The sequence below is a fragment of the Streptomyces acidicola genome (assembly GCF_009377235.1).
Lineage (GTDB): Bacteria > Actinomycetota > Actinomycetes > Streptomycetales > Streptomycetaceae > Streptomyces > Streptomyces acidicola.
Genome location: NZ_VMNX01000263.1, coordinates 1 through 12,852, shown reverse-complemented (window position 1 = coordinate 12,852; position 12,852 = coordinate 1). Strand labels below are relative to the sequence as shown.

The 12,852-nt window shown below is 70.7% G+C and carries 11 protein-coding genes; 2 read left to right on the top strand and 9 right to left on the bottom strand.

Going from position 1 to position 12,852, the window contains the following annotated elements:
- Positions 1-86: 86 nt before the first annotated feature.
- The 5 genes from FPZ41_RS39570 to pgsA all read right to left on the bottom strand — a co-directional run bounded on the left by FPZ41_RS39570 (position 87) and on the right by pgsA (position 3,888).
- On the bottom strand, positions 87-632 hold the full coding sequence (locus FPZ41_RS39570) for a LemA family protein (protein ID WP_322621320.1): 546 nt from the start codon (positions 630-632) through the stop codon (positions 87-89).
- A 36-nt stretch (positions 633-668) separates the two neighbouring features.
- On the bottom strand, positions 669-935 hold the full coding sequence (locus FPZ41_RS39565; RefSeq protein WP_152868800.1) for an SUMF1/EgtB/PvdO family nonheme iron enzyme: 267 nt from the start codon (positions 933-935) through the stop codon (positions 669-671).
- A 159-nt stretch (positions 936-1,094) separates the two neighbouring features.
- Positions 1,095-2,255 (bottom strand): glycosyltransferase family 4 protein, encoded by a 1,161-nt coding sequence (locus FPZ41_RS39560; protein ID WP_322621319.1) that lies wholly within the window; start codon positions 2,253-2,255, stop codon positions 1,095-1,097.
- Positions 2,252-3,202 (bottom strand): phosphatidylinositol mannoside acyltransferase, encoded by a 951-nt coding sequence (locus tag FPZ41_RS39555; protein WP_322621318.1) that lies wholly within the window; start codon positions 3,200-3,202, stop codon positions 2,252-2,254. The genes FPZ41_RS39560 and FPZ41_RS39555 overlap by 4 nt, the downstream gene beginning before the upstream one ends.
- Positions 3,199-3,888 carry a phosphatidylinositol phosphate synthase gene (gene pgsA, locus FPZ41_RS39550; protein WP_152868798.1) on the bottom strand — a complete coding sequence of 230 codons (690 nt, stop codon included), beginning with the start codon at positions 3,886-3,888 and terminating at the stop codon, positions 3,199-3,201. The genes FPZ41_RS39555 and pgsA overlap by 4 nt, the downstream gene beginning before the upstream one ends.
- A 307-nt stretch (positions 3,889-4,195) precedes the next feature.
- Between pgsA and FPZ41_RS39545 the strand changes: the two genes are divergently transcribed.
- Positions 4,196-6,391 (top strand): elongation factor G-like protein EF-G2, encoded by a 2,196-nt coding sequence (locus FPZ41_RS39545; protein ID WP_152868796.1) that lies wholly within the window; start codon positions 4,196-4,198, stop codon positions 6,389-6,391.
- Between the two features lie 344 nt (positions 6,392-6,735).
- On the top strand, positions 6,736-8,409 hold the full coding sequence (locus FPZ41_RS39540; RefSeq protein ID WP_152868794.1) for a hypothetical protein: 1,674 nt from the start codon (positions 6,736-6,738) through the stop codon (positions 8,407-8,409).
- Positions 8,410-8,518: 109 nt separating this feature from the next.
- On the opposite strand, the gene FPZ41_RS39535 is transcribed toward FPZ41_RS39540, so the two are convergent.
- The 4 genes from FPZ41_RS39535 to FPZ41_RS39520 all read right to left on the bottom strand — a co-directional run.
- A complete protein-coding gene (locus tag FPZ41_RS39535) occupies positions 8,519-9,079 on the bottom strand; it encodes an HIT family protein (RefSeq protein WP_152868792.1) in 561 nt (186 codons plus the stop codon).
- A 123-nt stretch (positions 9,080-9,202) separates the two neighbouring features.
- Positions 9,203-11,179, bottom strand: coding sequence for a threonine--tRNA ligase (gene thrS / locus FPZ41_RS39530; RefSeq protein WP_322621317.1), 1,977 nt, complete (start codon positions 11,177-11,179; stop codon positions 9,203-9,205).
- 105 nt (positions 11,180-11,284) lie between these two features.
- Positions 11,285-12,511, bottom strand: coding sequence for a hypothetical protein (locus FPZ41_RS39525; protein ID WP_322621316.1), 1,227 nt, complete (start codon positions 12,509-12,511; stop codon positions 11,285-11,287).
- Positions 12,508-12,852 (bottom strand): DUF4365 domain-containing protein (locus FPZ41_RS39520; protein WP_228023303.1); only part of this gene is annotated, 345 nt, incomplete at its 5' end. The genes FPZ41_RS39525 and FPZ41_RS39520, both read right to left, overlap by 4 nt.

The following is a 12,852-nucleotide window of genomic DNA, read 5'->3' as shown; positions in this document are numbered from 1 at the left end:
TTATAAGAGACAGGTCCCATCCCATGGAGCTAAGCCCCGAGCCCCCGTCGCCGTCTTGAGAGACCGGGGCGCAGCGCCGACCTCGCTCACGCGCCCGCGCGGTCCGCCAGCGCTGCGGGGGGCTCGTCGTCCATTTCGAAGGCCATCGGGAACGGTGCGTGGCCGGCCAGGCGGAACAAGCGGACCTTGCGATGACGGCGCAGGGCGCGGGCGGCGCGTACGGTGTCGTTGTGGAAGCGGCGGGCCATGGGGACGCGCCGTACCGCCTGGGCCAGTTCCCTTGCCGCGTCCTCGCCTCCCGGCGCCGACCGTACCGCCTCCACCTGCTGCGCCTCCGCGAACACCGCGCGCAACGCCTGGCTCAACTCGCTCTCGGCGACCTCCCGTTGGTCCTCCTGCGCCTGCCGCGCCGCGTGGGCCGCCTCGTACAGCACGATCGAGGCTGCCGGATCGAGAACCCCTGAGGTGGCCAGCTCCTGGGCGACCGAGGCGCGGCGCAACAGCTGCGCGTCCAGGGCTGCACGGGCGGCGTCGATGCGCGCGTGCAGCCGGTCGAGGCGGCCGGCGGTCCAGCTCAGGTAGAGGCCGATCACGACCAGGCCGACGAGGATCCAGATCAGGGTTGCCGTCACGGGCGGCAAGGCTACCTGTCCAGGGGTACGCCGCCTTCACGTCCCAGACGCACCGGAAGCCCACCACGGCGCGCCGGCGACAGCGCCGAGCACCGCGTCCCGCGCGCGTGGGCGCAGCGTCAGATGGAACACGTACGAACTGCCGTACTGCTCCGCCTCGGTGCGGTACCCGGTGGCGCGGACGAAGTCGGTGAACCGGGCGTCGGTGACAGCCGTCGTGTCGATCCGGAAGGGCGCCACCCGTACGGTTCGGACAGGGCCCTCGGCGTCCTCGGGGTAGCCCTCGTCGAAGGCGTCATCCATACGGAATCGCCTCCGGCAGGAGCACGGCGGTCGCACCGTGTGCCGTGCGTGCCTCCGCCCGGGGCCCCGGAACGGTGAGTTGGAATACCGGACTTGCTTCCCCGCCCGTGGGGGCGCTGACCAACGAGCCCTTGCGGTCGTTGCCCCTCACCCCGTCCTTCAGTCCCGTATCAGCCCGAACCGCGCGCGCAGGCCTGAGCGTTCGTCGGCGGCGACAGCGGCCGCGCCGTCGGTCACCGTCTCGTACACGGACAGGATGTCCGCGCCGACGGTCGACCAGTCGAAGCGCCGGACGTGTGTACTGCCCCGCGTGCGCAGCTCCTCGCGCCGTTTCGGGTCGCCGAGCAGCCGCACGGCGGCGACGGCCAGGGCGTCGGCGTCCTCGTTGGCGAACAGCTCGCCCGCCGCCCCCTGGTCCAGGACCTGGGCGAAGGCGTCCAGGTCGGACGCGAGGACGGGTGCGCCCGCCGACATGGCCTCGACCAGGATGATGCCGAAGCTCTCGCCGCCGGTGTTCGGTGCGACGTACACGTCCACGCTGCGCAGGAAGCGCGCCTTGTCCTCGTCGCTGATCATGCCGAGGAACTCGACCCGGGAGCGCATCTCCTTGGGCAGGCTCGCCACGGCCTCCTCCTCGTCCCCGCGTCCGGCGACCAGAAGCCGTGTCCCCGGGCGTTCGGCGAGGATCTTCGGCAGGGCCCTCATGAGCACGGGCAGGCCCTTGCGGGGCTCGTCGATGCGCCCCATGAAGCCGATCGTCTCCCCCTGCCACTCGGGCCTGGGCTCGGCGCCGGCGAAGAAGTCGACGTCCACGCCGTTCGGGATGACGACGGCGTCGCCGCCCAGGTGCTCCACCAGCGTGCGCCGGGCGTACTCGCTCACCGCGATCCGGGCGCTGATCTTCTCCAGAGCGGCCTGGAGGATCGAGTACGCGGCGACCATCGCCCGGGAGCGCGGGTTCGACGTGTGGAAGGTGGCCACGATCGGGCCCTGCGCGGCCCAGCACGCCAGCAGGCCCAGCGAAGGCGACGCCGGCTCGTGGATGTGGATCACGTCGAACGTGCCGTCGTGCAGCCAGCGCCGTACGCGGGCCGCCGACAGGAAGCCGAAGTTGAGGCGGGCCACCGAGCCGTTGTACGGCACGGGGACCGCGCGGCCCGCCGAGACGACGTACGGCGGCAGCGGTGTGTCGTCGTCCGCGGGGGCGAGCACCGACACCTCGTGGCCGAGGCGGATGAGGTGCTCGGCCAGGTCGCGGATGTGGAACTGGACGCCGCCGGGCACGTCCCAGGAGTACGGGCAGACGATGCCGATCCTCACGGTGTCTCCTTCCCGGAAGCCCGCGCGGGGTCCCGGTTCTCGGGAGCCCTGGCGGGATCCAGGTCGGCGAGCCACAGGCGCTGCAGCATGTGCCAGTCCTCCGGATGGTCGGCGATCCCCGTGGCGAAGGCATCGGCCAGCGCCTGTGTCATGACAGACGTCTTCTCCTCGCGTGTACCTGACTCGGGTACCGCGATCGGGGGGTGGATTCTGCCTCTCATCACGGGAGACTTGTCGTACCAGAGCGTCACGGGGAGCAGCAGCGCGCCGGTCTGCTGGGCGAGGAGGGCCGGTCCGGCGGGCATCCGGGCCTTCTCGCCGAAGAAGTCGACCTCCACGCCGGACGCGGACAGATCGCGGTCGGCGACCAGGCAGACGAGGCCGCCGTCGCGCAGCCGCCGGGCCAGCGTGCCGAACGCGGAGCCGCCGCTGTGGGGCAGGACCTCCATGCCGAGGCCCTCACGGTAGGCGACGAAGCGGTCGTACAGCGTCTCGGGCTTCAGGCGTTCGGCAACGGTCGTGAAGGGCATCTCCAGCTTGGTGGTGACCCAGGCTCCCGCGAGGTCCCAGTTGCCCAGGTGCGGCAGCGCTATGACGACGCCCTTGCCGGCGGCGAGACCGTCGGTGAGGTGGTGCAGGTCCTGTGCTTCGAAGCCGTGCCTGATCCGTTCCGCGCTCCACGCGGGGAGACGGAACGACTCCATCCAGTAGCGCAGGTACGAGCGCATGCCCGCCCGGGAGAGCTCGGCGAGCCGCTCCGGGGACGCGCCCGGCACCACGCGCGCGTAGTTGCTCTCCAGCCGCTGTACGCCCTTGCCGCGCTGTTTCCAGGCGAGGTCGGCGATGGTGCGGCCGAGGCGTACCGCGACAGGCTCGGGGAGTTTCCTGACCGTGCTCCAGCCGAGGCCGTACAGGGCGTCCGTCAGCCGCTCCCGCACGTTGCTCACGACGTCGCCCCACTCCCCCGCGAGGCGTTCTCGTTGTCCTGGGCCGCGGCCTCGGCGGCCTCCGCCTCGGCGGATTCGCGACGCACTGTGACGACCCGCTGGATCAGTGTGACGAGACTGCCGACGGCGACGATCCACAGGGCGACGGGCAGCAGGTACTGAATGCCGGGCACGCCGAACGCGTGCAGGCCCGCGAGGCCGGCCGCGACCAGGGAGACCACCAGCCGCTCGGCACGCTCCACCAGCCCGTTCACGGCGACCGGCAGGCCGATCGACTCCCCGCGTGCCTTGGTGTAGGACACCACCTGGCCGCTCGTCAGGCAGAAGATCGAGACCGCGCACAGCACGTTGTCGTCGCCCTGCCCGGCGTACCAGAGGGCGAAGCCGCCGAAGATCGCGCCGTCGGCGACGCGGTCGAGCGTGGAGTCCAGGAAGGCGCCCCAGCGGCTGGAACGGCCCAGCTGACGGGCCATGTTGCCGTCGACCAGGTCGGAGAACACGAACAGCGTGATGACGACCGTGCCCCAGAAGAACTCGCCCCGGGGGTAGAAGACCAACGCGCCCGCGACCACTCCGGCGGTGCCGAGCAGGGTGACCGTGTCGGGGCTGACCCCTCGGCGGATGAGAAACGCGGCGAACGGTGTGAGGACACGCGTAAAGAAAGCACGCGCGTACTTGTTCAGCATGGCCTTCCCGAGGGTCGGTGCGCCGCGCGGCCCCTGCTGGCCACCGGCGGGCCCATCGTAGTCACGCGCGTGCGTGCGCGTCGGCCGGGCGCCCGCGGCCCCGTGTCACGTCCTGGCAGCGGCCTGGTCACGCGAAGATAGCGCCCGGTTCACCGAACCCCGAGCGGCACGATCACGTCCGCCGTATGGACGCACCGTGACGGGAGTGGAAAGCTCGAAGAACCGCGGGCGTCATCGGAGCCGCCACCGCACGCGGATCCGCACGTCCGCGCCCACAGTGACCTCACCGTGCACGGGAGGCAGGATCATGGGCGACAAGGCGAACGCGCACCCCGGAGCCGCCGGCAGGGCTACGGCGGCCGACCACCCCGCGTCCGTACGGAATGTGGTGCTGGTCGGCCACAGCGGATCGGGCAAGACGACTCTGGTGGAGGCTCTCGCGCTGACAGCGGGAGCGGTGAACCGGGCGGGCCGCGTGGAGGACGGCGGCACCGTCTCCGACTACGACGAGATCGAGCACCGGCAGCAGCGCTCGGTGCAGCTCTCCCTGGTGCCCGTCGAATGGGACGGGATCAAGATCAACCTTCTGGACACTCCCGGATACGCCGACTTCGTCGGGGAACTCAGGGCCGGTCTGCGAGCGGCGGACGCGGCCCTCTTCGTCGTCTCGGCCGCGGACGGGGTGGACGGCTCGACGCGGATGGTGTGGGAGGAGTGCGCGGCGGTCGGCATGCCGCGCGCCATCGTGATCACCCACCTCGAAGCGGCGCGGGCCGACTTCGACGAGATGACCCGGACCTGCGCGGAGGCCTTCGGCGCGGACGACCCCGACGCCGTACTGCCGCTCTACCTGCCGCTGCACGGCCCGCAGGGGCCGGACGGGCACGCGCCGGTGACGGGCCTGATCGGGCTGCTCTCGCAGAAGCTGTTCGACTACTCGTCCGGTGAGCGCAAGGAGTCCGAGCCGGGATCCGGCGAGCTGCCGATCATCGAGGAGGCCCGCAACCGGCTGATCGAGGGGATCATCGCCGAGAGCGAGGACGAGACCCTCATGGACCGCTACCTCGGCGGCGAGACGGTCGACTTCAAGACACTCGTGGAGGATCTGGAGCGGGCCGTCGCGCGCGGGGTCTTCTTCCCCGTACTGGCCGCCGCCCCGGCGGCCGACGGCTCCCGGCAGGGCCTCGGCACCGTGGAGCTCCTGGAACTCGTCACCCGCGGCTTCCCGACCCCACTGGAGCACGAGGCACCGACGGTCACCACACCGGACGGCAAACCCCGCGAGGTCAGGACCTGCGACCCGGACGGGCCGCTGGTCGCCGAGGTCGTGAAGACGGCCAGCGACCCCTACGTGGGCCGGCTGTCGCTGGTGCGGGTCTTCTCGGGCACCCTGCGTTCCGACGAGACGGTGCACGTCTCCGGGCACGGGCTCACGGACCGCGGTCACGAGGATCACGATGTGGATGAGCGGATCGGCGCCCTGTCCAGGCCGTTCGGCAAACAGCAGCACTCCCTGACGCACTGCATCGCGGGCGACCTGGCGTGCGTGGCGAAACTGAACCGCGCGGAGACCGGCGACACGCTCTCCGCGAAGGACGACCCGCTGCTCATGGAGCCGTGGGAGATGCCGGACCCCCTGTTGCCGCTGGCCATCCAGGCGCACAGCAAGTCGGACGAGGACAAGCTCTCCCAGGGCCTCAGCCGGCTGGTCGCCGAGGACCCCACCATGCGCCTGGAGCAGAACCAGGACACCCACCAGGTGGTGCTCTGGTGCCTGGGCGAGGCGCACGCCGACGTGGCGCTGGAACGGCTGCGCAGCCGGTACGGCGTCCAGGTCGACGTGGTCCCGCACAAGGTCTCCCTACGGGAGACGTTCGCCAACAGGTCGGGGGGCCGGGGCCGTCATGTGAAGCAGTCCGGGGGGCACGGGCAGTACGCGATCTGCGAGATCGAGGTGGAGCCGCTGCCGGGCGGCTCGGGCATCGAGTTCGTGGACAAGGTCGTCGGCGGTGCCGTGCCGCGGCAGTTCATCCCCTCCGTCGAGAAGGGCGTGCGGGCCCAGGCCGCCAGGGGCGTCGCGGCCGGTTACCCGCTCATCGACGTACGGGTCACCCTGCTCGACGGCAAGGCGCACTCCGTGGACTCCTCGGACGCGGCGTTCCAGACGGCCGGTGCGCTGGCGCTGCGCGAGGCGGCGGCCGACGCGCAGATCCACCTCCTGGAGCCGGTCGCCGAGGTGGCCGTCCTGGTCGGCGACGACTATGTGGGGCCCGTCATGAGCGACCTGTCCGGGCGGCGCGGCCGCGTCGTCGGCACCGAGCAGGCCGGTGGCGGACGGACGCTCGTACGGGCCGAGGTGCCGGAGATCGAGATCGGGCGGTACTCCGTCGATCTGCGCTCGATCTCCCACGGCACCGCGCGCTTCAACCGCAGCTACGCACGGCACGAGCCGATGCCGCCCCAGATCGCCGAGAAGGTCCGTGAACAGGCGAAGGAGGGCTGACAGTTCGACCAGCTCGACCGACGGGCCGCCGGAGCCCCCGCCCGGGGCCGCCCGGCGGCCGGGGCTCGGGGCGCCTGGAGGGGCAGGGGCGGAGTGGTTCCGGCTGGAGGTGTTCGGGGTGAAGTGGTTCGGCGTGACTCGTGGTGCGGGCGGATGGCGGGCCGTTCGCTCAACTGCCCTGTGATGCGCGGCTTTCGGAGTCCGGTGACGGATGTCGGTGGGTACGGATACGCTGATCACCTGATCGAGTTGTGGCCCGATCATGCCGCGATCCTGGCGATGACCTGATCAACAGGTGTGCGGAGCACAGAAGTCGGGAAGGCCGCAGAAGCGGAACTGTGGCGATGGGGGCGGCGGTGGCGGACGACGGATTTGATTTCTCTCCCGGTGCACAGGTGCCGCTCACGGGCACCGCGGGGCAGACGGCGGCGACGTTCGCGCTGGCGTCCGCCGCCTACCGGGACAACGAGGTCGCGGAGATCCTCAAAGCGAACAACGAGTGGCACAAGTCCAAGGTCAGTGAAGGCCGCAAGTGGGCGACGATCTTCAGGCCCAACCTCGGCGAGGCCTTCTCGATGGCGGTGCGGGACCGCATGCTCGGCGCCGGCCGCAAGGCACTCGTCCAGTCCTTCGGCATGGAGCCACAGGTCGTCGTCGAGCACAGCCTCGCGGCGATCCGCATCCGGCGCGAGCGGGACAACTGGCTCACGGCGGTGATGGTGCTGTGCGGCCTGCTGTTCCTGCCGGGGCTGCTGCTCTGGCTGTTGGTCTTCCAGCTCCGGACGATGGTCGCCAAGCGCGAGGACAAGCGGGCCGGCACCCTTGCCACCGCGCTGCTCGTGGCCGTGGGCGTCCTCGCCGTGATCGTCATGATCCAGATGCCGGTGACCGGCTTCTGGGCCTGGTACGCGCGCGCGTGCCTCGTGCTGCCCGTCGTCGGCTGGTTCTGGGCCAAGCAGATCTGCGAGCGCACGGCCAAGGACCTGCGCGAGCGCTGGGAGGGCCTGCTGTCGGGCGGCGGTGTCGGCGCCAAGATCCCCGAGGCGGTGCCCGGCAGTCCGGGTGAGAGCAAGGCCGAGCAGCTGCGCAAGGAGCTCGCCCGGCTCAGCGCCGAGCAGCGGTCCAACCTCGTCTTCTACGCCGGTCCCAAGGGCATCCTCGGCATGGGTACCCGCTGGGGCAGCTGGCAGCTCGCCGAGGATCTGGTACCGGCCGACCCCGGCAAGGAGATCCACCCGTTCCGCAGCTGGGACGTCATCCGGTCCATCCATGACCAACTGCGCATGCTGGAGCGCGGGCCGCTGAACACCGGCGGCTTCCCTGCCCCGTCGATCAAGCACTGGATCGTCAGTCCGATCGCGGAGGGCGCGGGCGGCGTGTCGCGGCCCGAGGGCGAGGACATCGACGCGTACCAGTTCAAGACCCATGCCATACAGGAGATCTGCAACAAGCAGCAGTTCGGCAGCGGGAACCGGCACTACCTGGGTGTGCAGTGGACGCTCTGGGACGGACAGTTGATCATCACGATGATGATCAACGTGACCGTGCTGCACCACACGCTGCGCATCGAGGTGACCGGACATGCGCTGGGGCCGGTGCACGGGCTGTTCAACGACAAGCCGGCCGCGAAGGAGAAGTCGGTCCAGAAGTCGATCAGGTTCTGGGAGACCCGGAAGGTGAAGCTCCCGCTGGTCGACACGGACGAGGTCGTGCGGCTCGCCGCGCGGGCACCGCTGACCTGGTATCCGCCTCTGCTGAACTGGCTCGGTGGGTCCATGTCGCTGCCCGAGCCGTTCGGGATGCGGCACGCGTGGGCCGACCAGCCGTGGCGGCACCGGTTCATGGCGGACGACGCGTTGCGCGCGGCGACGCCCGTGCTGCGAGTGGTGCACTCGGCGGCGATCAAGGTCCTTGCGGAGAACGGCGTGGACACCGAGAAGTTCGGTGCCCGGTCCTCGTTCCTCAGCACGGCCGTCCAGGACCCGACACCGCGGAAGGCGGACGTGTACGACGCGTAGTGCCTCCGGCGGTCTTCAGGCTTGGGTGCCTGGGCGTGCCTACGGCCCGCGGTTGTGCCGTGGGCCGTAGGCACGCCCTTTGAAGTCGCGGGGGCTCGGGCCCGGCAGATCAGTTCGCGGGCCAGGCCTGCGCCAGCATGTCGCGGGTGTCGGCCAGAAGCTGCGGCAGCACCTTCGTGTGGCCGACCACCGGCATGAAGTTGGTGTCGCCGCCCCAGCGGGGCACGACGTGCTGGTGGAGGTGCGCGGCGATGCCGGCACCGGCGACCCCGCCCTGGTTCATACCGATGTTGAAGCCGTGGGCGCCGGAGGCGGTGCGCAGGGCGGTCATGGCCTGTTTGGTCAGCTCGGCGAGTTCGGCGGTCTCCGCCGTGGTGAGGTCCGTGTAGTCGGCGACGTGACGGTAGGGCACGACCATCAGATGGCCGCCGTTGTACGGGTACAGGTTGAGCACCGCGTACACATGCTCCCCGCGCCTGATGATCAGGCCGTCCTCGTCGGACTTGGCCGGGATCGAGCAGAACGGGCAGCCGTCGTCGGCCCCCGGACCGGTGGGCTTGTTCTCGCCCTGGATGTACGCCATCCGGTGGGGCGTCCACAGGCGCTGGAACGCGTCCTGCGTCCCCACTCCGATCTGCTGCTCCGGCTCACTCGTCATGCTGTGCAGCATATGGCTTCACCCGCACGAAGCGTGTGGCCGGGGCGGGGAGGGCCGTGGGACGCGGACCACGACGGAAGGCCCCCGGAGCGGTGCTTGGGCTCCAGGGGCCTTCCGTACGGGTGTGCTCACGGGTCAGACCTGGACGCGGTCCTCCACGACCTGCGCGATCTTGGCGATCGCCTCGTCCACCGGGATGCCGTTCTCCTGCGAGCCGTCGCGGTAGCGGAAGGAGACGGCGCCGTGGGTCATGTCCTCGTCGCCGGCGATGACCATGAAGGGCACCTTCGCCTTCTGGGCGTTGCGGATCTTCTTCTGCATACGGTCGGAGGAGGAGTCGACCTCGACGCGCAGGCCCTTGCGCTTCGCCGCGGCGGCGAACTTCTCCAGGTACTCCACGTGCGCGTCGCCGATCGGGATGCCGACGGCCTGGACGGGCGCCAGCCAGGCCGGGAACGCACCCGCGTAGTGCTCAAGGAGCACCGCGAAGAACCGCTCGATCGAGCCGAAGAGCGCGCGGTGGATCATGACCGGACGCTGCTTGGAGCCGTCCGGGCCGGTGTACTCCAGGTCGAAGCGCTCCGGCAGGTTGAAGTCGAGCTGGACCGTCGACATCTGCCAGGTGCGGCCGATGGCGTCCTTGGCCTGGACGGAGATCTTCGGGCCGTAGAAGGCGGCGCCGCCCGGGTCCGGGACCAGCGGGAGGCCCTGCTTCTCGGCGACCTGGCGGAGGGTCTCGGTGGCCTCTTCCCAGGCCTCGTCCGAGCCGACGAACTTCTCCGGGTCCTTGGTGGACAGCTCCAGGTAGAAGTCCGTGAGGCCGTAGTCGCGCAGCAGGTTCAGGACGAACGTGAGCGTCTTTTCCAGCTCGTCCGCCATCTGCTCCTTGGTGCAGTAGATGTGCGCGTCGTCCTGGGTGAAGCCGCGGGCACGGGTGAGACCGTGCACGACACCCGACTTCTCGTACCGGTACACGGTCCCGAACTCGAAGAGGCGCAGCGGCAGTTCACGGTAGGAGCGGCCGCGCGCGTCGAAGATCAGGTTGTGCATCGGGCAGTTCATGGGCTTCAGGTAGTAGTCCACGCCCTCGTCGAGCTGCATGGGCGGGTACATCCCGTCGGCGTACCAGTCCAGGTGGCCCGAGACCTCGAAGAGCTTCCCCTTCGTGGCGTGCGGGGTGTAGACGAACTCGTAGCCCTCCTCCTCGTGCCGGCGGCGCGAGTAGTCCTCCATGACCCGGCGGATGATGCCGCCCTTGGGGTGGAAGACGGCGAGGCCGGAGCCGATCGCGTCCGGGATGGAGAACAGGTCCAGCTCGTTGCCCAGCTTGCGGTGGTCGCGCTTCTCGGCCTCGGCGAGGAAGTCGAGGTGCGCCTTCAGCTCGTCCTTGGAGGGCCAGGCGGTGCCGTAGATGCGCTGGAGCATGGGGTTCTTCTCGCTGCCGCGCCAGTACGCGGCGGCGTTGCGCATCAGCTTGAACGCCGGGATGGTGCGGGTGGTGGGGAGGTGGGGACCCCGGCAGAGGTCCTTCCAGCACAGCTCGCCGGTCTTGGCGTCCAGGTTGTCGTAGATGGTCAGCTCGCCTGCACCCACCTCGACGTCCGCGCCGTCGTCGGAGGACGCGGAGCCCTTGAGGCCGATCAGCTCCAGCTTGTACGGCTCGTCCGCCAGCTCCTCACGGGCGGCCTCATCGGTGACGACGCGCCGCGAGAAGCGCTGGCCGCGCTTCTGGATCTCCTGCATCTTCTTCTCGACGGCCTTGAGATCCTCGGGCGTGAACGGCGTCTCGACATCGAAGTCGTAGTAGAAGCCGTCCTTGACGGGCGGGCCGATGCCCAGCTTGGCCTCGGGGAACAGCTCCTGCACGGCCTGCGCCATCACGTGCGCCGTCGAGTGCCGCAGGATGTTCAGGCCGTCCTCGGAGGAGATCTCCACCCCTTCGACGGTCTCGCCGTCCCTCACCTCGTACGCGAGGTCCTTGAGCTCGCCGCCCACGCGGGCCGCGACGATGGTGCGCTCGCCGGCGAAAAGGTCGGCGGCCGTAGTGCCCGTCGTCACCACGCGCTCTTCCCGCTCGGAATCGCGTTGGATGATCACACGGACGTCTGACACCGGTCTCTCCTGCCTGATGGGTGAGCGCGCACGCGTCCGCGTACGCAGACAGGAATCGTACCGAGCCCGGGGTGCCCTCTGCGAAACGGTTATCACCGACCCGCTTCACTCCCCGCTGCACGCCTCCTCGAAGAAGGCCATCGTCTCCGCGGTCTCCTGCAGCGACTTCATCAGCCGGTCCCGCTCCGCCTCGTCGACCTGCACGGGGACGACCCCCGAAGCGCCGGTGAGGCGCCGGAACCCGCCCCGGCGCTCCAGCCTGCCGTGTACGCGGACGGGCAGCCCGACGAGATGGGCGTGGCCCGCGATCCGGTACGACTCCTCGTCCAGTGTCATGCGGACGTGCGGCACCTCGGCCCCAGCGAGGACGCGCAGACGTACGGTGCCCTCTCCGCGTGGTCCCGAGCGGCGCATCCGTACGACGGCTCCGGTGAGGCGCACGGACACCGAGGGTTCCTCGCGCAGATAGCGGGACGCGGCCTCGCGCAGCGCGGGCAGGTCGCCCGGGGAGAACTCGACGGGCTCGGAATGCGGGGCGCAGCCCTCGGGAACCCCGACGGCGGGTGCCCATTCGACGGCGATGCGCGCACCCTCGGTGCCCCGGACGAGGGCGGCCAGGGACTCGGTGAGTTCGTGGCTGACGCCTGCCTCGACGGCGCTGTCGAAGGCGTCCATGCCGCCGGTGGCGCGCCGGTAGTCGACGGCCTCGCGGGCCGCGTACAGCGCCTGGTGGAGGCGTACGGCCAGGGGGCGGCCGGTGGCGACGGGGACGAAGGCGGTGATGCGGCGCCCGTCGGGAGCGGTGCCGACGAGGACGTCCTCCAGAGACATGGCCGCCGGGCGGCGGTGTCGGGCACCGTAGTAGCCCGCACGCGCGTGCGTGGCGAGCGCTCCCGCGAGCAGCATCTGGCGGGCGGCGCCGCGCAGCTGGTCCTCGACGGTCCAGGGCGCGGCGCCGACGGGGCCGGTCGGGACGTCCCGCCACCAGCGGATCTCGTCGCTGGGGACGGAGAGGGCGAGGAGGATGTCGCGGGCGGACGGGGATCCGCTGCGGGAGAGCGCGTCGAGTGCCTCGCCGAGCAGGTCGTCGCTGTCGGGGAAGGCGCGGTTCTCGGGCACGAGCAGGCTGGTACCGGCGCCGCCCGGTCCGGGTGGGGTCCAGCGGCCGTAGCGTCCGGCGGCTCCGCCGCGTCGCTGCCAGCCGTGCCGGTGGAGGAGGGTGCTGAGGACCGCCGGGTCGACCCGGCCGGGCTCGGGCGGCAGGGGCCGGGCGGCGTCGACGGGATGGGGCCGGACCGGCCTCAGGGGTTCGTCGATGGGGCGGTGCGTCACGGTCTGCCTCCCGTTCCGACCCGCGTCATGATCTCGCAGAGCGCATGGTCGTCGAAGATGCGCGAGGTCGGTATGCGCACGTTGGTCCTGTGCCGTCCGGTGATCGGGTGCCCGGCGAGGTTGATCCAGTAGCAGCAGTGCCGCAGGTCCAGGCGGTCATGGCTGGCGCGCAGCCAGTCGTCCTGGGAGCGGGGCACGAGCATCACCACGAGGATCTTGTGCACCGAGACCGGGGTGCGGGCGAGCTTCGCCAGGTGCTCGTTGTCGAGCGTGAAGGAGAAGGCGGGGCCCATTCTGCGGGGCGGGGGCGCAGCCCTCTCGGTCGAGGGTGGTGGTGGGAG

Bases quoted from the DNA above. Each gene is read 5' to 3' on its own strand.
- FPZ41_RS39565 (WP_152868800.1), bottom strand. From the start codon at position 935: ATGGATGACGCCTTCGACGAGGGCTACCCCGAGGACGCCGAGGGCCCT.
- FPZ41_RS39535 (WP_152868792.1), bottom strand. From the start codon at position 9,079: ATGCTGCACAGCATGACGAGTGAGCCGGAGCAGCAGATCGGAGTGGGG.
- FPZ41_RS39545 (WP_152868796.1), top strand. From the start codon at position 4,196: ATGGGCGACAAGGCGAACGCGCACCCCGGAGCCGCCGGCAGGGCTACG.
- FPZ41_RS39540 (WP_152868794.1), top strand. From the start codon at position 6,736: ATGGGGGCGGCGGTGGCGGACGACGGATTTGATTTCTCTCCCGGTGCA.
- pgsA (WP_152868798.1), bottom strand. From the start codon at position 3,888: ATGCTGAACAAGTACGCGCGTGCTTTCTTTACGCGTGTCCTCACACCG.